This is a genomic window from Paeniglutamicibacter sp. Y32M11 (assembly GCF_019285735.1).
Taxonomy (GTDB): domain Bacteria; phylum Actinomycetota; class Actinomycetes; order Actinomycetales; family Micrococcaceae; genus Paeniglutamicibacter.
The window spans coordinates 355,623-373,686 of record NZ_CP079107.1 but is presented as its reverse complement, the minus strand read 5'-3'; the positions used below and the strand labels follow the sequence as shown (position 1 = coordinate 373,686).

Below are 18,064 nucleotides of genomic sequence, written 5' to 3'. Positions count from 1 at the left end.
GTTGCCCGAAGCTATACGGGCTGCCCACTGAGCAAGCCGGTGTTGTGAGCGACCTTCCACATGCCTGCCGATGCGGTGTCATTCAGGACATGGATGTTGGCGATGCCAAATATTTGCAGCGCCGCCTTGTAGCGGGCACTCAGGTTCTCATTGCCGCAGATGGTGATGCTTTGCGGAAGGTCCCCGGTCCAGGAGTCGAAGACTCCACGGATCTCAGACCCGATCATCAATCCGGAGAGGTAATCGAGAATATCGATCGGTTCCAACTGACCAGTGAGGACCAGGGTTCGAGCCGAGAAGGCTGTCATCATGATTCCGGCTTGTCCATGCTGAGAACGTGCGATCTCCACCCCACGTTTAAAAGCGATCCAGGAGATCTCGGGGTTCGGTTCCATCAACTTGGCAAGAATGCTGTGCTTGGACAGTAGCGCAAAGGTTTCGCCGGTCATTGTGGTGCTGAATCGCTGCACGATTGCACCGCTGAGCGTCACCCACTTGGAGTGCGTCCCCGGCAACAACATCAGCCGTGGTTCGGCTGGTACGTCGGGGTCGATAGCGCCTTGCATGTGCAGCGCTCCGAGGATCTGAGTTTCTTCCCCCCGGATAACGTCCGGGAGGGCCTTTTTGTCGATGATTCCGGGAATGATGTGCAGCACTCGCCCATTGGCCAGTTCCACAGTTCTCAATTCCATCTCGGAGGAGTGTAAGTCCGCCGGTGTCTGAGTGTAGGCGGCTTCGGCCCAGCCCTGCTTGCTTCCGACCATGCCGCAGGCAAGCAGCGGCACATGAGGATACTGGGCTAGCCAGTCGCCGCATAGCGATTCTAGACATTGTTCGAAGGAAGCTTGCAGGCTGACTGATGTTGCTTGCCCGCGTTCGGCTACTTGCAAGATGCCCCATGGCTCACTCCGGCGATCCAACACGGTGCCGTCGGCACCCAAGAGATAAACACGTGCGGATGTTGTGCCCCAATCAAGGGCGATCAACTGGCCTTCGGTGCTGTGCAACATTGCTCGTCTAATCCTCATACGTGGTTCCGGTCACGGGTCCAATGTGCTCCCGTTCACATGAAAGGCTGGAGCAGTCGTTCCAATATTTCAAAGCACGTCGCATATAGTGGGATGCGACCCAGTTCCGGACGAGCCTGATTCGATCATGAGAATCGCTGACGAGAGTAGTCAAGCCATGAATCAAGACCCCACTCCAGCCCCTGTCCGCCATGCGGACACTCCGCCGATCGGAACTCTCACCTTGGCGCGTGGGCTTGACGTTTTGCGGGCCATCGCCGATGGAGCAACGACATTGAACGAGGTCTCCGCAGCAACTGGAATCGGGAAAAGCACCGCTCATCGGCTGGTGCAGTTGCTGAACCAGCGAGGGTTCCTGCGTAGTAGTCACGGAACCGATTTCAGTTTAGGTCCGGCCTTGATCGAGCTCGGGTTCCATGCCCTGTATCAAAGCCCGGTCCCGGTGATCGCCAAGCCCATTCTTGAGGAGTTGGCTCGAAAGTATCAGGACACCGTCCACCTGGCCGTCGAGGACGAGTCCCAGGTTCTATACGTAGACAAAGTGCCAGGAACGCGCGGAGCGCAGATGCGATCCCGCATTGGGTTACGGATGCCGCTCAGCCGCACCGGAATTGGCAAGGCGCTGCTCTTAGATACCCCGGAGCGCTGGGAAGAGACTTTTGACCGCGAGTCCCCGGTGGAACAATCGACGTCGCTGTCCAAAGACGACTTCCTCAAGCGCATGGCGAGTTATGCTAACGCGGGAACGGCCCTTGATTTGGAAGACAACGAGCCCGGAATTCGTTGTGTAGCAGCACCGATTCGTGATGGCAGCGGCAAAATCATCGCTGCTATCAGCATCTCTGCCACCAGTCCCTACATGCCCAAGGAACGCATGAAGGCACTGACCTCGGTCATGTCGCAGACGGCGTTGCAGATTTCTCGCAAGCTTGGCTATTCGGGACATACCTTCGGCAGCTAAAAACAGATCGCCAGCCGGCTCCGGCTCCTCGCTGGCCGATTTTTATGATTGTGCCGGAAGTATTCGCCGCTTGTACCAGGAGCCGAAGAGCGAACCCAGCAACACCACAATCACACCAACGACGGCGCCAATGATTGTCTCCAGCACCCTGTCATAAAGCAGCTTGGTGCTCAATCCGGTTCCGATGGAGACTCCCACCAGCGCCAACGGTGTCACGAAGATTTGGGCGATGAAGTAGTTTCTGGCGATGAACAGCTCGGCGCAGACCTGCAGCATCCCGATGACGATCAAAAGCACCCAGATCGGTGGCTGGAACGCGATAATCGCCGCCATGACCACGATGCCGGTGAGCGTTCCCAAGATACGGTGCAGCCCACGGCGCACCCGCAGGCCCGTGGTGTGCCCCACCAGCGGGACCACTGCCGCCACCATGGCCCAATAGCTGTGCCCCGTGGAGAGTACTGGCGCGAGCAGCGTGGCAATGGTTCCGGCCAGCCCTGCAGCCAGCAGGTAGAAAAGTGATTCCCACCAGATCGCCGTACGCACCTTGGCGGAGAGCACTGGGAGCTGCGCACGTTCCCCCCATCCCTGATTACCGGGGAACATGCTGCCGGAAAAACCAATGACGATGGCCAAGGCCACGGCCGCCAATGCTGCCACCATGGATTCGAGCATCGGCGGTTGCATAGGCATCGAAGCGATGGCAGCAAAAGCGAAGATATGGAAGAGCGAGCCGCCGGGCCGAAGCTGGAGGAAGGAGGTGGCGACGTTACAGACACCCGAAACGACCGTGGTCAAAATGACGATCGTCCAGGCTCCACGCACCAGGTCCTCATGGTCAACCATGAATTCAGAGGAAAGCACCGCTAAAAGGATGACCGCTAGGAACAATGCACCGGCCTTCGACTGAGCCACCAGCCGGTTCAGATATCCAGGAACTCGTCCATACACACCGGTGAAGGCACCAAAAATCACGAAGATCATCAGATCCAGCCGGCCAACGGCAAGTAGGACAAAAAGCGGTACAAACACACCGATTCCGGTGCGCAGAGCAATCCAGTGATCGTTGTGTGCTGGTCCAAGGGTCAACAGACTGCCGTAATTTTTGCCCATGTTTGCTTGGTAGCCGCTCTCTGTTGCGCTGGCTTGGATCCTGCCAGGTCTCATTCCAACGCTACGCCGTACACCGTGCTGATAGTCGATGATGTGAGCGAAGAAATACCCCGAGGTGAGCCAATGCACGCCCACATTTTGCCTTCTCACCGGGACCATGCGGCACACTAGGTAGGTGCCCCATGATTCTTTTGACGCCTCAGTGCCCCACTCGCGCCAGAGCGAGTTCACCTTTGAACTCGGAACTCGGCTGACACAACCCGATGGCTCGGTGTCAAAAGGCCGTACGGGTGTGATCACCACCCCGAACGGGACGATCAAGACCCCGGCTTTCATCGCTGTGGGCACCAAGGCCACGGTCAAGGCGGTTCTTCCGGAATCCGTCAAAGAATTCGGTGCACAGGCGGTGCTGGCTAACGCCTACCACCTCTACCTTCAGCCGGGTCCTGACATTCTTGATACGGCCGGCGGGCTAAGCAAGTTCATGAACTGGTCGGGCCCCACCTTCACCGACTCCGGTGGATTCCAGGTCATGAGCCTTGGCTCTGGCTTCAAGAAGGTTATCGATATGAAGTCGGTGGACCAGTCGGGGCCAGACGACGCAGTGGCCCCCGGCAAGGAACGATTGGCCAATGTGGACGACGACGGCGTCTGGTTCAAGAGCCACATCGATGGCACGAAGCACCGTTTCAGCCCCGAGATCTCGATGAACGTGCAGCACAAAATCGGCGCCGACATCATGTTCGCCTTCGACGAGCTGACCACATTGCAGAACTCACGCGGTTACCAAGTTGAATCCCTTGAGCGCACCCGACAGTGGGCCGAACGCTGCGTAGCCGAACACTTCAACCTGACCGATTCACGCGTTGGTAAGGACTACCAAGCACTTTTTGGTGTCATCCAGGGCGCCCAGTATGAAGATCTCCGCCGTCAGGCGTGCCAGGATCTAGGGGCCATGGCTTTTGACGGCTTCGGCATTGGTGGTGCTTTGGAGAAGGAAAATCTCGGTACCATCGTGGGCTGGTGCGCCGAAGAACTTCCGGAGAACAAGCCGCGCCACCTGCTGGGTATTTCCGAACCCGATGACCTCTTCACCGCGATCGAAAACGGTGCTGACACCTTCGACTGCGTCTCCCCCACCCGAGTGGCTCGCAACTCGGCGTTCTACACGCCGAACGGCCGCTTTAATCTTTCGGGCCAACGCTACAAGACGGACTTCACTCCGCTCTCCGATGAGTGCGACTGCTACACCTGCCAGCACTACACCCGCGCCTACATTCACCACCTTTTTAAGGCCAAGGAACTAGTCAGCCATACGTTGATCTCGATCCACAACGAACGTTTTGTGGTCAAGATGGTTGATGATGCACGTCTGGCTATCGAGGAGGGCACGTTCTACGAGCTCAAGGATTCAGTCATGTCGCGCTACTACGCGGGAGCGCCGGACCCGCAAGGCCTGTAGCCCACCTAGGTCGCCATCCACAGCATCGTCGCATTGGTCATCGGCAGGCTGCTCCTTGAATCAACTCGTGAATCATTGCTGCGTTCCATGGCATTGGCGGGAGTTGTTGTCGATGTCGAAGCATGGCGGAACCGAAAGAATTTGGGCCCCCAAAATCCCGAGCATCGAGTGTCGCATCAACGCCGTTGACGCGACACAGGATTCCGATTCGGCAAAGTAACAACCGAAGGGCGTTGCCGCAGCAGCGAGGGGTTCCGGACCCGATGACGCTACACCCACAAAAGAATCTCGCGTTGCAGCCACCCACCACATTCGCGGTTTTCCTTGAGCGGAGGGCCGCGAGTGTGGCGTTAAACGCCCACCGTTCTATGGCCTTAGATTGCCTTCCGCATTCGTCGCGGACGCAACTTCGCCACCCCAAAGAGAAGCAATACGCCAAGGCCCACGACCACAATGATCACCACGACCGGCAGAGCGATGGCCAAGACGCTTAGACCCAGTGATGCTCCGTCTTCGGCGGTGCTGACCACCGGCGCGGCGACTCCAGCGCTCCCCAAATTCAGCAATGGTCGAGCCCCAGACTTCAGCAGATGGAAGATCAACGCGATCCCCGCACCGATCACCAACGGTACCCATTGCGAGGTTCCGAACGTGGCATCGGGGTTGTTTACGGCGATGGTCTGCGCGCCGACTCCGGAGGCGAAAACCAGCCCGCCCGAGGCTGGACGTACCACGGTCTGCAGTACGTCATTAAAGGAATCAACAACTGGTATCTTGTCCGCCACCACCTCGATCACCAGAAGCACGGCCAGTATTCCCAGCGCCCAACCGTTGGACAGCCAGCCCCACCCCTCGGGTAATGCCACCCATGCGGTGAAGCGGTTTAACAACCCCAATATGAGCAAGGGGATGTAGGCGTTTAATCCTGCTGCCGAGCTCAGCCCAGCTGCCGTAAGGAGTTCCATGAGCCCATCGTAGGGGCAGAATCGGTATCAGCCACAGATTTCACGATCGTTGCTTCGTGCTACAGCTGAGAACGGTGAGCGTGAGAGCGCACCGCCGTTGATGTTCCCGCCGCCCAAGCAACAACGGCAACCAGCACGGCTAACAGGATCAAGGTGGGCGGTACCGGCACTAAGACGAACGCCGCCAGCAGCCCGATGACCGAGAGCACCATGACGTCGTAGCCGTAGAGTAGATGCTGAATCATGGGCCCTGCGGCCTTTCCCACGGCGGACATGAGCAAAACAGAGCCCCAATCCAGTGCTGGTCGGAAAGCCATTCTCACGGCGCCCGCGGCCAAACCGATTCCCGTGAGGGCACCGAGACCGAGCATCAGAAGGAATCCCGTCCCCTCTAAGTGCACCGCCCAGCCCAGGAATGCGGCAAGGCAAATCCCCCAGGGGACCAGCAGCAGCGCTGCGACTAGCGCGTGGGTCTGGCGCACCGCACCGCGATTCAGCGGAATGATGGAATCCAGCGCTGGCACATCCGCAGCTTGGGCAGCCGCCGCCGAGGCTGCCCGCGCCGCCAGAATCGCTCCGACGATCACCAGTATTCCGAGCACCACCGCGCTCGCACCCTGGACGGCAAAGACGCCGGCCAGCGGCACACTCCATCCCGCCAATAGCCCGCTCCAGGTCTTCTTGGTGCGCAGGAGTACCAAGAATTCGGCCCGGATCAGGGCCGAAAATGGGCCGCGGACCCATGACGCCGGAAGCATACGCGAGAAGAGATCTCCTCCGCGTTGCTTATTTCTTGCCAGTACCAGCATGACCCGTTTGCTGTCCCCGGAGCCCGCGGCGCCTATGGCACTACCTAGTGCCTTATCGTCTAGCATTGCCAGCGCGGCACCAGCATGTGCGCTGGACGCCCCTCGAGAGATTAATTCCGCACTCGGAATACGTTGAAGTTGGCCCCTCAGTACGGCGAACCCGGCAAGAGCCGCACCGATCAGGGCCACTGGGACCCACCAGGCTCCAGCCTGGGCCACTACGGGCAACCGGGAAGGCAGCGAAAACCAGAACCATTCCATGGTGCCGCTTCCGCCCACCCGCAAGAGCACGTCCACCAGATAAGCCACCAGCACCGCTGCGCACATCCAATTCAGCACGGCAAGGAAGGTTGGCCCCCGCCCGCGGGTCTGCGAGAACGCAGCCAGTAGTGAGATCAGCACAAAAAGCATCCCTAGGGTCACGGCGCCGAGCAACACTCCCAGCGCTGAGCCGGGCGATATGCCCGCCATCACGCTTCCATAGCCGATGGGCAGCCAAAGGAAGGCACCAATGGCGAAAGTACTGACCAATCGCTGACGCAGCAATCGAGCCAGGAACCCGGTCCGCACCACGGGCAAACTCAACCACCAAAACCCTTGAGCCCGGTCCACAGCGGCCGGGCCCAGACGAGCAATCAGCGACAAACCACCCAATAAGCCGAGCATGACCAGCGCCGAGGCGGCGGATGAGCCGGGCACCACCCCAAGGCCATCCCGGATCAATCCTCCGTCGGACGCGGATCGAAGTTGGTCAGCGAAGGCAAAGGCCAGACCCGCGGCGTAGGAAAAAATGATCGCAGCGCCCAGCATGGTGACATAAAAATCGCCCAAACGGTCCCAGAAGTCATCGCGGCGAGCTAACTTTTCCGCCACGCGGTTTCGCGCCCATGGGTCAAAGTCCACGGGCGTGTTATCCAGAGCCGCCAGCGCGTCAGCCGTGGGCAATCGATGCCGCCCCGTCTTGGACACTTGCCTCTATGACCTGACCATCCACGATGAGCAGCACGGAGTCAGCCACCATGGTGAGGAACTCGGGATCATGGGTGATGACCAGCAGCGCCGTGCCGGCATCGGCCAGACGTCGTAGACGTAGCGCTAGGGCGGCGCGCATGACCGGGTCCAGTCGTTGTTCGGGTTCATCTAGGACCAGTAAAAGGGATGGGCGTACCAGTGCCGCGGCCAACAGCAATCTGCGGCGCTGCCCGGAGGACAAGCGGTGAGGATATGAGGTACGAGCCGCAGTGAGGTCAAAGAATTTCAATTCCGCCTCGACCGCGGCTTGCGGCTCCTCGATCTGGTGGCCGCCGGCAATCAGCTGCAGATGTTCTTCCACGCTCAGTGAGGGGAAGAACGCATCTTCGTCGAATACCACCGACACAGCTTTTCTGTAGATGAAACTTGAGTCGTCCGTGAACGATCCCAGGATCACAGATTCTCCGCTGACGGGTTCCTGATATCCCACCAGGGTGCGCAGCAGCGTGGATTTACCTGCGGCATTAAACCCGACAATACCCCGCGCTTGGCCTGCTTCGAGCACAAGGTCTACCGGGCCGCACACGTCGTTACCGCCATAGCCAGCGACTAGTCCGGTGGCCCGTAGCAGCTCGCGGTGAGTGGTCTCCATGCCCCGATGCTACCAATGCTCCACACCAGCAAGCCTCAGCATTTCGGATGAGAACCGCGGACACAACAAGGGGCCGCAAGCCTCCCCTTGACCATGTGCCATTGGTGAAAGATGGGCTTGCCGCCCCTTATTAGTGGTGCGCGGCTAAACGGCGTTATTGGCCTCCGAGCCAGTGGCGACATAGCTAGGTTCACGTCGCTTAAACCAGCGGATGACCAGCGTCGTCACGGGGACAAAGAGGAACTCCACCGCGGTTTTGTAAACGAAACCGACCACCAGGTAATTCAGGAACGTCTTCAGGTCGGTTATCCCGATGACGGAAGCCGCAATGGAACAGAAGATCAAGGTGTCGGCGAATTCTCCCACCCCCGTGGAACCCATGAGGCGTCCTACCAGCCCGCGTTCTCCAAAGCGTTCTTTCATCTTTACCAAGACAAATGAATTCAGTGTTTGTCCCACCAAGAACCCCAGTAACGAAGCTAGGACGATCAACCAGACCGGTCCCAGTGTGCGCTCGAGTGCGGCCTGGCCGTCATACCAATCGGCGGCGGGCAATTCGATCATGATCCAGAAGCAGAGGGTGGAGAAGGCTGCCAGCACAAAGGTGGTGATGATGGCCCGGCGGGCGACCCTAAAGCCGTAAACCTCGGAGATGACATCGCCGAGGATGTAGGCCAGCGGGAAAAGGAAGAACCCACCGTCGGTGACGATCGGGCCAAAGGTCACCCCCTTCGCGGCGCCGATGTTGGAGAGGATGACCACGACGGCCATCAGTGCCAGCACCGTGGAAAAATAGGGGCTTCCCGCGGACGCAAAAATGGCGCGCGAAGCCTGTGGACGTAGTTTGATGGAGGCGGATTTTTCGCCCATGGTTGTACCCAATCGAAGAAGTGGTTCGCCAAGTTGGCCCCGGAGAGCAACAACTTCCAAGGCGAGGTACGCCGATGGAAAGTGTGTGCAGCCAGGACCACTCGCTGTATTAGCACTTGAGGTTCAAGTATCCCATGTCGGGTGGGCGGCGCCGCTGTACCGGAATCAACAGCTCCACTGCTAATGTCCGCACACCCCATTACCCGCGTTGATTCGACTCCCATCCGTCATGTCATCGCTCCCTCATGGCCGGGCCCCGAAAGCTGGGGACGTGCCTTCAACCGTTGAAAATCGTTCAGCCGTTTCCTATGCGTTCTGTGTCTACACACATGAACTTTGCGGTTTCCCGAGGAAATCGAAAACCTCTAAAGACCCGCAGGGGAACTCGGGCTTTGACCAAAACAGCGCATTTTTGAACACGTTCAAAAATGACTATAATGAGTGTCAGCGAAGAGCCAGTAAGGGGAAAGTCATGGGACAGCAAACAGCAAAGGGCGTTGAAACACGTCAGCTGCTGCTGGACACTGCCATGAAGTTATTCGCTGCCCAAGGGTTTGCTGGCACCACGATGCGCAGTATCGCCCAAGAATCCGGCCTTTCTTTGGGCAACGCGTACTACTACTTCGATTCAAAGGATGAGATCGTCCACGAGTTATTTCGTGGATTGGTGCAGAAACACCGAAGTAGCGTTGGACCGTTGCTACGCCCGGGGAACAACTTGGAAGCCAACATTCGCTTGGCGCTGGGCAACGGCTTGAAAATTCTGGCGCCGTTCCACGAATTTGGCCCCGCTTTTATCCGCGCGGCTTTTGCCGAATCTCCCGCAGAGCCCAACGAAGCGCAACGAAGCATGGAATTTGAGCTGTGGCGCCAAGTGGTGTCTGCCAGTAGTCCGTTGCCGCCGCTAGCCATTCGTCATGACCTTCCCGAACTTCTCTGGTTGATCCAACGTGGCATTTTCCTCTTTTGGGCCTACGACACTTCGGACGAGGCATCACGTAGCCATCGACTCATCAAAAACATTTCGCCGGTCATCGCCCGTTTGGTCGTCCTTTCGCGCCTACCCGTAGTGCGCAGCATCCTCGATGACTTGCTCTCCTTGGTTCGTTCCATCTCCCGGTGATCAGCGTGGCGGGTGATCCTCGCAGTGTCCCAAGCACCACCCGCAGCAGGCGTAGAGTCGGTAGTGAAGTAGGAAATGCGGAGGAATAGTCAGCGGCAGCCCCACCGGTTGGTCTGCCACGTCGCGTCCCTCGTGTTCCTGCGATGACCTCTATGAGAAATAGGAGCATCCTGAATGTCGTTCGAGTCCACCACCCTCCCGCATTGGGTTCAGGCATTTGCCGTACTTAGAGACCGCACGGTACTGCGAGATGAAGACGGCCAACTCCACAGCGTTTCCGAAGACGGTAGTGACTATGAAATCACCAGCAGATGGCCCGCTGCTTCCGATCTCAACGGGCTGTTAGAAAAAACCACAGCAGACTCCCCCGATTCCCAGACACGTTTGACGTTCCTCGGTACCCCCGATGCAGAGGTTGGTCGGGATCTGGCCACACGCGGGTGGACACTCACCGACCGCCGAGTGTTGTTGGCTGCCCTGTCCAGCGATGTGGAACAGGTGGCACAGTTGCCCGAAACGGCCACGCTCTTTGAAGCTCCCATGAACGACTATGACGTGGTTGAAATTGCCGATTTTGATGCAACCGCGGGTCGGGGTCGAGTCCATTTCGGCGACGGTTTTGCGCTATTGGCCGATCCCAGCATCACGGCCACCGCAAACGTTGAGCAATTCCGTGCAGCCATCTTGGCCAATCTCTCGGCCGCCGCTGCGGGTCAGGGCTTGGCGGTGTTGTTTATGGTGATCTGCGCCGACACCGCTCAGGGCACACGCGAACATCGGCCCGCGGGGTGGTCCAACGCCACTCAGTTGACCACGTTCACCCGGTCCTGAATGCTAACAGCGACTATCGATCTGGCCATCCGATGATCGTGGCTGCGCCGTAGCATGGAAAAGCGCGCCTAAAATGAATTCATGACCTCTGTCTCCACCGGGAACCGTCCCGCCATCACTTTGACCATCGCCGGATCTGAAGCAACCGGCGGCGCCGGCGCCCAGGCCGACCTGAAGACCTTCCAGGAACTGGGCACCTACGGCATTGTCGCGTTGACGTGCATCGTATCTTTTAACCCGAAGGACAACTGGAACCATCGCTTCGTTCCCGTCGAACCACAGGTCATTGCCGATCAGCTGGAAGCCATCCAGACCTGTTACGCCGCAGATCTAAAAACCGTAAAGCTCGGCATGATGGGCTCCCCGGCCACCATCAACACCGTCGCAACGGCTCTAAAGTCCCAGCAATGGGACAACGTTTTGCTCGACCCTGTGTTGATCTGCAAGGGCCAGGAGCCGGGCCACGCGCTGGACACCGACGAAGCGCTCAAAGCAAACCTGTTGCCACTTGCCACCTTTGTTACCCCCAACCACTTTGAGGCCGAGTCCCTCTCCGGGATGAAGATCAACAACGTTGAGGACCTGACCGAGGCCGCCAAGAAGATCCATGCCATCTCGGGGGCAACGGTACTGGCCAAGGGCGGAATCCGCCTTGCTGGCAGCGAAGCCGTGGACGTCTACTACGACGGTGAAACCCTCGAGATTCTCTCCGCACCCAAGGTCGGCGAGGTTGCAGTCTCTGGTGCTGGCTGCTCGTTAGCTGCTGCGATCACCGCGGAGCTGGCCAAGGGTGAGACACCCTTGCAGGCTGCTCGCAACGCAAAGGCCTTTGTTACCGAGGGCATCAAGAACCGCGTTTCCTCGGCGGCTCCCTTTGATGCATTGTGGCAGGGCGGTTCACGCTAATCCTGAATACCTTCGGCGATGAGTAAACGCTGGTCCCATGCAAATTGCATGGGACCAGCGTTTTTCGTTTCCCCAAGAAACGGCCGAGCCACACCGTATGTTTGTCCCTCAATTGCGGTCGACGTCCTTGCCCAGGGCCACCCGCAACCCGGTGATACATTCCGGCGCTCATGCTGATCGGCTGAGGTTCCTCACAGAACCACCGACCTGAAAACACGCTAACAACCAGCGCCGACACTTCGTCCCCAGCTTCCCTCACCAACGACTCTCACACGCATGGGCACTTGGGTCGGCACGATGTCTTTTTTGTAAAAAATATCAAACAACCCCTTGATATGTGCTTGAACTCACATAGGATGTCGCTTGGGATTCCCCTGTTTCACGGGTGTTTCTCGCATCGCTCCCATCCCATTCAAGGAGAACTATGCTTACCCCGCGTCGCCACAAGCTTGCGCGGACGATTTTGGCATCGGCATCCGGGCTAGCCCTGGCCGTCACCATGTCCGTCCCCTCTCTTGCAGCACCTCCCACGATCGACGTCGCCCCGAATGGCGATTCCCCATCAATCGGCGGACTAGCCACCAAGTCGTTGCAGAACTTGAAGGTAGCTGGCCCCCTGTCCACTGCCAGCGGAGAAGTTTCCGTATTCGTGCAGTTCGAGGGACAGGGCGCGTTTACCGCCACCCAGCCAGACAGCGCCAAAAAGCCCCACGGCAAGACCACCAAGAACGCTGGCAAGGTCAAGGAAATCCGTAACGACATCAAGGCCAAGGGAAAGTCTGCGGCAGCGCAGGCCAAGGCCGATGTCATCTACTCGACCACCAACTCCATTCCCGGAGTTGCGCTACGCGGCGACGCGGAGGCGTTGCGCGCATTGGCTTCACGCAGCGACGTCAAGAAGATCACCGCCATTGTTCCCAAGTCACCCGAGAACAAGAACGCCGACATCGACACCCGCGCCCTGCAAGCATGGAGCGCGTTACAAGAAACCGGCCAAGGCGTCACCATTGCCGTTCTGGATACCGGCATCGACTACACCCACGCCGGATTCGGTGGACCCGGAACCGTCGACGGATACAAGCAGGCACAGGACTCGACAGCTCTCCCCGCTGCTGACTCCGGACTCTACGATCCGGCCAAGTTCATCGGCGGATGGGATCTGGTGGGCGATAACTACAACGCCGACCCCGATGCCGAGGACTACCAGCCGGTTCCGCAGCCCGACGCCAACCCGCTGGACTGTGCGGCCGCCGGACACGGCTCCCACGTCGCAGGTTCGGCAGCCGGTTACGGCGTTAACGCTGACGGCTCCACCTTTACCGGCGACTACACCAAACTCACGGCTGACGATGTAGCGGCCATGCGCATCGGTCCCGGCAGCGCCCCGGAAGCCGCGCTAGTTGGCATTCGTGTCTTCGGCTGTGGCGGTTCTTCCTCTGTGGTGGGTCAGGCTCTTGACTACGTGTTGGACCCCAACAACGATGGCAACTTCGATGACCGCGCCCAGATTGTGAACATGTCGCTGGGCTCGGATCATTCCCCAGCCGATGACCCGGAAAATGACATTGTTAATTCGCTGACCGACTTGGGCATCCTCTCGGTGGTGGCTTCGGGCAACGCCGGTGACGTGACGGACGTCGGAGGCTCCCCGGGCAATGCCCGTTCCGCACTGACCGTCGCTAACTCCGTGGCCACCAAGGTCACGCTCGATGGCATCACCGTCAATGCTCCTGCCGAGAACGCTGGCACCGCGGCCGGTCAGTATTCCTCCAACTTCAACTACACCGCCGCCGATCCCGCTGCGCTAAGCGGCGCCGTGGTGATGGCCCCGGAGTCCAACGCCTTCGGCTGCGATCCTTTTGAGGCGGGCTCGCTTACCGGTAAGTGGGTGTGGCTCCAGTGGAGCGAAAACCTCGAGTTCCCCTGTGGCTCCGGAACCCGCTTTAACAATGCCGAGGCAGCCGGCGCCACCGGAGTCATCCTGGACTCCGAGGTCTCGGTCTTCGAGGCCGGCATCGCCGGCAACGCGACCATCCCCGGCGCACAGTTCACCAAGGCCTACTCCGATACCTTGCGCCCGGCAGCCCAGGCCGGCACCCTGAACGTCACCCTGGATCCGGCGCTCGTTGGCACCGCATCAAGTGACTCCGGGCTGGGAGACACACTAAACTCGTCCTCCTCGCGTGGTGTCCACGGCTCCGAAGGCGTGGTGAAGCCGGATATTGCTGCCCCCGGAACTCTCATCGGTTCCGTCGGAGTGGGTACCGGCAACGCTCCGGCAGTCATGTCGGGTACCTCCATGGCCACCCCGCACGCCGCGGGCATCGCCGCACTTGTCGCCGGCAGCGGAAACTACACCGCGTACCAAATCAAGTCGATCATGATGAATACCGCCACCGCGGATGTGCTGGCCGCCAACGGCGAGGCCTACGGCCCCAACCGCGTGGGTTCCGGTCGAGTGATCGCCGACGCCGCATTGGAGACTCCCGTCTACGCCTTCGCCACCGCGGACCCGGACCTCACCAGCGTGAGCTTCGGTGTCATCGAGGTGGACAAGAAGAAGTACTCGGCCACCAAGTCCATCACTGTGGTCAACAAGTCCGATAAGAGCCAGACCTACAAGGTGGCCTACCTTCCGGCCACGAAGATTCCGGGCGCCAGCTACACGCTGAGCCAGAAATCGGTCAAGCTCGCCGCGGGCGCCACCACTAACGTCAAGGTGACGTTGAACGTGGATGCGAACAAGTACGCGAAGACTATCGATCCAACCATGGACACCGAGCAGCTTGGTCTGCCGCGGGCCTGGGTTGCCGATGTTTCGGGTCGAGTGGAACTCACCAGCTCCACCGCACCGACCTTGCGTGTTCCCGTCCATGCGGCACCAAAACTGGTTTCCGACATGGCCGCAAAGAAGGCATCTTTCGCTAAGGGCGCCACCACCGGCACCATCAAACTTGCCGGCGACGACGTCGTGGCGGGATCCGGTGCCACTCAGGTACGCTCGCTGGTCTCCGCCTTTGAACTTGGCGCATCGTCGACCAAGCTCCCGGCAAGCGCCGATGAGGTTCCGGGCGCACGCGAAATGGATCTGCAGCACGTGGGTGCGGCCACCACCGCCCCCAGCACCGGAGCTGCCGATGGTCTGCTGAACTTCGGTGTGAGCACCTGGGGCAACTGGGCGCATTTGGCCGGCGGTACCGAGATCGACATCGAGATCGACACCAATGGCGACGGCGAGGCAGACTTTGTCACCTTTAATACCGTCGCCGACGGACTCGACGCCGATCTGGTAGCCACCTACAGTCTGAACCCCGTGAAGCAGGTTGACCTGCAGCTCCTGAACGGACTGGGCGGAGATGTTGATTCGAATACCTTCGACACCAATGTAGCCGGCTTCCCGGTGTCGCTCGCTGCGCTGGGTTTGACTGGCTCGGACGCACCGATCTCCTACCGCGTGTACTCCTACTCGCAGTACAACTCCGATGAGACAGGCGCCAACGTTCCTGTTGACGCCACCGACTGGATCGACTTCAACGCGATCAAGCCGGCATTGTCCTTCGCCGGTGAGGGAACGGTGTTCGCCGATCTCAACAAGAGCCAGCTAAAAGCCACGGTAGCCTCCACCGATACCAAGGCCAAGGCGCTGCTCCTGCACCTGCACAATTCCTCGGGACAGCGCGCCCAGGTATTGGACGTGCAGCCTCGCAAGTAGCACTACAGCACTGGTTCCGATGAAGCTATTGGCACCTTACGGGCGCGGCCCGGGGACGGCGCGGTGAATATTTCACCGCAGGTTTCCCCGGGCCGCGCCTTTTGCTTGCGCCGTGCGGATGCTGACCTAGGCTCATGGCCATGAGTAGTGCTGCGGCCTTTGAATCGTTGGTGGCACAGCTACCCACCGACTCGGCCGCCGCCCGGCGGGATCCCAGCGAATCCGGTGTCCTGCGTATTTTCGGTGACAAAGATGCGCTTCCGGTCTTTAGCCTGACCAGGATGTTTATTGCCGCTGCGGTACAGCGATTGATGGATGCCGGCGCCCTGCGTGTCACCGACAAGATCGCTAAATTCCTTCCCGGAGCTCCGGGGCATGGCAGCATCAAAGCGGTGCTGAACCACACCGCGGGACTGGGCGACTATGCCCACACTCCGGCCTACCTTCGCGCCGTCCACGAGCAGCCGGGTCGGCCATGGGACTTGAAGCAGATCACCTCCGTCTCATCCACCGGGATCCCCGGATCCTTCACCTATAGCAACACCGGATACTGGTTTTTGGGCGCACTGTTGGAATCCTTGTTGGCCGAACCCTTGCACCTCGTGCTGGAACGCGAAGTCTTTACGCCGCTGGGCATGGTCTCAACACGCTATCCACTACCCGAAACCTCGCTGAGTCCCACCGGCTACTCCACCTTGTGGGCTGGCCCGGCCGGCACGGCGTTCTCCACGCCGAGCGACGTGCTCCGCTTCCAAACCATCCTGCAATCAACGACGGGCGTGCGCGGCGACTACATATCCGTCGCGGCCCGAGAACTCCTTTTCAGCTGTGTTGCTGTCAATGCGCCGGCACCGTGGAGGGCACCCAAATATGCCATGGGGATCATGGTGGATCCTGCCCTGCGCCTGTGGGGTCATGGTGGAAGCGGTCCGGGCTACCGGTCTGCCGCCTTCAGCTCCCTGGCCACAGGAGTCGGCTCCTCCATCATCTGTCCGTCATCCGGAACGCTGAACCCCGATGCCTTACTCATCAAGTATTTGGGTGTTCAAGAGCGGTTGGTGGTTCATTTGGAGCCAGCGCATGGGCGGCGCTGGCCGTTGGGGGACCCCTCATCGGGGCGCGAGATCGATCCGCACCGGCTGGGGCTAGATCCTGAGCTCATCGCAGACATACACTCGTGGGCCGAGGGATGGAAATCGGGCCATAGCGATCAATACGGCTGGATTTCGAAGAAGTCCCAGCTGGGCTTCGAAGCGCAGCGTCTTCTTCTGTTGGCGTCGCTGCGCGAAAGGGCCGGAGGATATCTTTTGGTTCTCTAGGAACCTTCGTCTTGCTTGGCTTGGAGCACCTTGAGCGCCGCGGCATCAATGAGGCGAGCGAATCCCGGATCTTTTTTCGCTTGCTCTGCCAGAGCCGCGGAAATCTGGCCCAGCTTCCCAGCATTCACACACAGCATCATGGTTCCGCCCGCCTCGAAGAAGCGCACTGCGCGCGTCGCATAGCCCCACGGCGAAAGTTGCGTGGCATCGCACATGTCATCGGAAATGATGACGCCGGTAAAACCGAGGTCTTCGCGCAGCATCCCCCGCATGATGGTGGAAGAGAACGGCGCAATGTTCTTGGCGTCGATCTTGGAGTAGTAGGAGTTGGAGACCATCACCCACTCATTGCCAGCAGCGATGCCCGCCCGGAAGGGTTCAAGATACGGATCATTGCGGGTGGTCTTGGTGTCAATGACATTCTCGGCGATGTCGGTGTTCTGCGTGACGCGGCCCAGTCCTGGAAAATGCTTAATAACGGAGTCAACTCCCGCCGCCCCAATCCCCTTGGTGAAGGCTTGTGACGCCTTCGAAACGGCCTTGGGCGTATAACCGTATTCGCGCTTCCACTGTCCAATGGGACCGTTGGATGGTGCAAAGGACGCCGAGGATACGGTGTCGGCCACCGGGGCGAGGTTGAGGTTGATGCCGACCGCGGCCAGCTCCTTGCCCCATTCGGTGGCGCGGTGAGTCAGTGTCGTGCTGTCCCAGCTGCCCTGGACCAAGGCGGTGGGCAGGGTGGAAAATCCGGCACCCCGTAGCACCTGGACGTTGCCGCCTTCCTGATCGGTGGCAACATACGGCGTGATGTCCGCGGCCGTTCCCTTGACGATGGCCGTATTAATGCGTTCGACGACCTCGCCCGTTGCCGCACTCCCTGCACTACTTCGACCCTTGAGGAACACATTCCCCAGCGCGTTGCGGGTGATGGTCGATAAATCGGCGGAGTTGCTCCCCGTGGCAGGGACTCCCACCATGAGCACCTGACCAATCTTTTCTTTCCTGCTCATCGTGGCCAGCTGCCGATGCGCGGCATCTAGCGGGACAGCCGACGGCTCGGTGCTAGGGCTCGGAGTGGCAGTGGTTCCGGGGTCGTGAGGTGAGGTGTCTGCACTCGAGGTCACCGGGGAAGGCTCGGGGATCGTGATGGGAGCGCGGGTGTTGGGGGACGATGCGGAAGAGCTGTGCGTCGTCGTGCTGGGCGCGGGTGCCGCGGTGCATCCAACTAAAACCAGTGCCGGGAGCATCATCAGCGACAGGCGTTTTCTACGCTGGTACATCGCTGTTCTCCTGCCGTTCATGATGACTCATTCCTCTCCCTCGACTTTTAGCCTGTCAGAG

The 18,064-nt window shown here is 59.6% G+C and carries 14 protein-coding genes; 7 read left to right on the top strand and 7 right to left on the bottom strand.

Translation table 11 applies throughout. The features are described 5' to 3' along the window. Positions 1-11: 11 nt before the first annotated feature. Positions 12-1,010, bottom strand: a complete 999-nt coding sequence (locus KUF55_RS01680) for a 2-dehydro-3-deoxygalactonokinase (RefSeq protein WP_218817802.1) — start codon at positions 1,008-1,010, stop codon at positions 12-14. Positions 1,011-1,185: 175 nt separating this feature from the next. Between KUF55_RS01680 and KUF55_RS01675 the strand changes: the two genes are divergently transcribed. Next, positions 1,186-1,989, top strand: a complete 804-nt coding sequence (locus KUF55_RS01675; RefSeq protein WP_132364494.1) for an IclR family transcriptional regulator — start codon at positions 1,186-1,188, stop codon at positions 1,987-1,989. Positions 1,990-2,031: 42 nt separating this feature from the next. Here KUF55_RS01675 and KUF55_RS01670 read toward each other — a convergent pair whose 3' ends face one another. After that, positions 2,032-3,102, bottom strand: coding sequence for an FUSC family protein (locus KUF55_RS01670; protein WP_218817801.1), 1,071 nt, complete (start codon positions 3,100-3,102; stop codon positions 2,032-2,034). 175 nt (positions 3,103-3,277) lie between these two features. Here KUF55_RS01670 and tgt point away from each other — a divergent pair, with 175 nt between their 5' ends. Continuing rightward, positions 3,278-4,564 (top strand): tRNA guanosine(34) transglycosylase Tgt, encoded by a 1,287-nt coding sequence (tgt, locus tag KUF55_RS01665; RefSeq protein WP_132364490.1) that lies wholly within the window; start codon positions 3,278-3,280, stop codon positions 4,562-4,564. A 374-nt stretch (positions 4,565-4,938) separates the two neighbouring features. Here the strand turns inward: tgt and KUF55_RS01660 are convergent, their stop codons facing one another. From KUF55_RS01660 to KUF55_RS01645, 4 genes are all read right to left on the bottom strand, one after another. Beyond that, a complete protein-coding gene (locus tag KUF55_RS01660) occupies positions 4,939-5,529 on the bottom strand; it encodes a DUF4126 domain-containing protein (RefSeq protein WP_132364488.1) in 591 nt (196 codons plus the stop codon). 59 nt (positions 5,530-5,588) lie between these two features. Beyond that, on the bottom strand, positions 5,589-7,283 hold the full coding sequence (locus tag KUF55_RS01655; RefSeq protein WP_218817800.1) for a DUF6297 family protein: 1,695 nt from the start codon (positions 7,281-7,283) through the stop codon (positions 5,589-5,591). Then, positions 7,270-7,962 (bottom strand): ATP-binding cassette domain-containing protein, encoded by a 693-nt coding sequence (locus tag KUF55_RS01650; RefSeq protein ID WP_218817799.1) that lies wholly within the window; start codon positions 7,960-7,962, stop codon positions 7,270-7,272. Before KUF55_RS01650 ends, KUF55_RS01655 begins: the two co-directional genes overlap by 14 nt. Before the next feature lie 144 nt (positions 7,963-8,106). Continuing rightward, positions 8,107-8,832, bottom strand: coding sequence for a queuosine precursor transporter (locus tag KUF55_RS01645; protein ID WP_218817798.1), 726 nt, complete (start codon positions 8,830-8,832; stop codon positions 8,107-8,109). Positions 8,833-9,304: 472 nt separating this feature from the next. On the opposite strand from KUF55_RS01645, the gene KUF55_RS01640 reads away from it, so the two are divergent. From KUF55_RS01640 to KUF55_RS01620, 5 genes are all read left to right on the top strand, one after another. Continuing rightward, positions 9,305-9,955 (top strand): TetR/AcrR family transcriptional regulator, encoded by a 651-nt coding sequence (locus KUF55_RS01640; RefSeq protein ID WP_218817797.1) that lies wholly within the window; start codon positions 9,305-9,307, stop codon positions 9,953-9,955. Positions 9,956-10,129: 174 nt separating this feature from the next. Further along, positions 10,130-10,786 carry a hypothetical protein gene (locus tag KUF55_RS01635; protein WP_218817796.1) on the top strand — a complete coding sequence of 219 codons (657 nt, stop codon included), beginning with the start codon at positions 10,130-10,132 and terminating at the stop codon, positions 10,784-10,786. 81 nt (positions 10,787-10,867) lie between these two features. Further along, positions 10,868-11,692, top strand: a complete 825-nt coding sequence (thiD, locus tag KUF55_RS01630) for a bifunctional hydroxymethylpyrimidine kinase/phosphomethylpyrimidine kinase (protein ID WP_218817795.1) — start codon at positions 10,868-10,870, stop codon at positions 11,690-11,692. A gap of 424 nt (positions 11,693-12,116) precedes the next feature. Next, a complete protein-coding gene (locus tag KUF55_RS01625) occupies positions 12,117-15,404 on the top strand; it encodes a S8 family serine peptidase (RefSeq protein ID WP_218817794.1) in 3,288 nt (1,095 codons plus the stop codon). A gap of 140 nt (positions 15,405-15,544) precedes the next feature. Beyond that, positions 15,545-16,723, top strand: a complete 1,179-nt coding sequence (locus KUF55_RS01620; RefSeq protein ID WP_218817793.1) for a serine hydrolase — start codon at positions 15,545-15,547, stop codon at positions 16,721-16,723. Here the strand turns inward: KUF55_RS01620 and KUF55_RS01615 are convergent. Continuing rightward, a complete protein-coding gene (locus KUF55_RS01615; RefSeq protein ID WP_255557232.1) occupies positions 16,720-18,003 on the bottom strand; it encodes a glycoside hydrolase family 3 N-terminal domain-containing protein in 1,284 nt (427 codons plus the stop codon). The two genes, KUF55_RS01620 and KUF55_RS01615, sit on opposite strands and share 4 nt — an antisense overlap. Positions 18,004-18,064: the final 61 nt, after the last annotated feature.

Excerpts from the sequence above, each read along its gene's own strand:
- KUF55_RS01675 (WP_132364494.1), top strand. The coding sequence starts at position 1,186 with ATGAATCAAGACCCCACTCCAGCCCCTGTCCGCCATGCGGACACTCCG.
- KUF55_RS01640 (WP_218817797.1), top strand. The coding sequence starts at position 9,305 with ATGGGACAGCAAACAGCAAAGGGCGTTGAAACACGTCAGCTGCTGCTG.
- KUF55_RS01635 (WP_218817796.1), top strand. The coding sequence starts at position 10,130 with ATGTCGTTCGAGTCCACCACCCTCCCGCATTGGGTTCAGGCATTTGCC.
- KUF55_RS01670 (WP_218817801.1), bottom strand. The coding sequence starts at position 3,102 with ATGGGCAAAAATTACGGCAGTCTGTTGACCCTTGGACCAGCACACAAC.
- KUF55_RS01645 (WP_218817798.1), bottom strand. The coding sequence starts at position 8,832 with ATGGGCGAAAAATCCGCCTCCATCAAACTACGTCCACAGGCTTCGCGC.
- KUF55_RS01625 (WP_218817794.1), top strand. The coding sequence starts at position 12,117 with ATGCTTACCCCGCGTCGCCACAAGCTTGCGCGGACGATTTTGGCATCG.
- KUF55_RS01660 (WP_132364488.1), bottom strand. The coding sequence starts at position 5,529 with ATGGAACTCCTTACGGCAGCTGGGCTGAGCTCGGCAGCAGGATTAAAC.
- KUF55_RS01615 (WP_255557232.1), bottom strand. The coding sequence starts at position 18,003 with ATGTACCAGCGTAGAAAACGCCTGTCGCTGATGATGCTCCCGGCACTG.
- thiD (WP_218817795.1), top strand. The coding sequence starts at position 10,868 with ATGACCTCTGTCTCCACCGGGAACCGTCCCGCCATCACTTTGACCATC.
- KUF55_RS01650 (WP_218817799.1), bottom strand. The coding sequence starts at position 7,962 with ATGGAGACCACTCACCGCGAGCTGCTACGGGCCACCGGACTAGTCGCT.
- KUF55_RS01680 (WP_218817802.1), bottom strand. The coding sequence starts at position 1,010 with ATGTTGCACAGCACCGAAGGCCAGTTGATCGCCCTTGATTGGGGCACA.
- KUF55_RS01620 (WP_218817793.1), top strand. The coding sequence starts at position 15,545 with ATGAGTAGTGCTGCGGCCTTTGAATCGTTGGTGGCACAGCTACCCACC.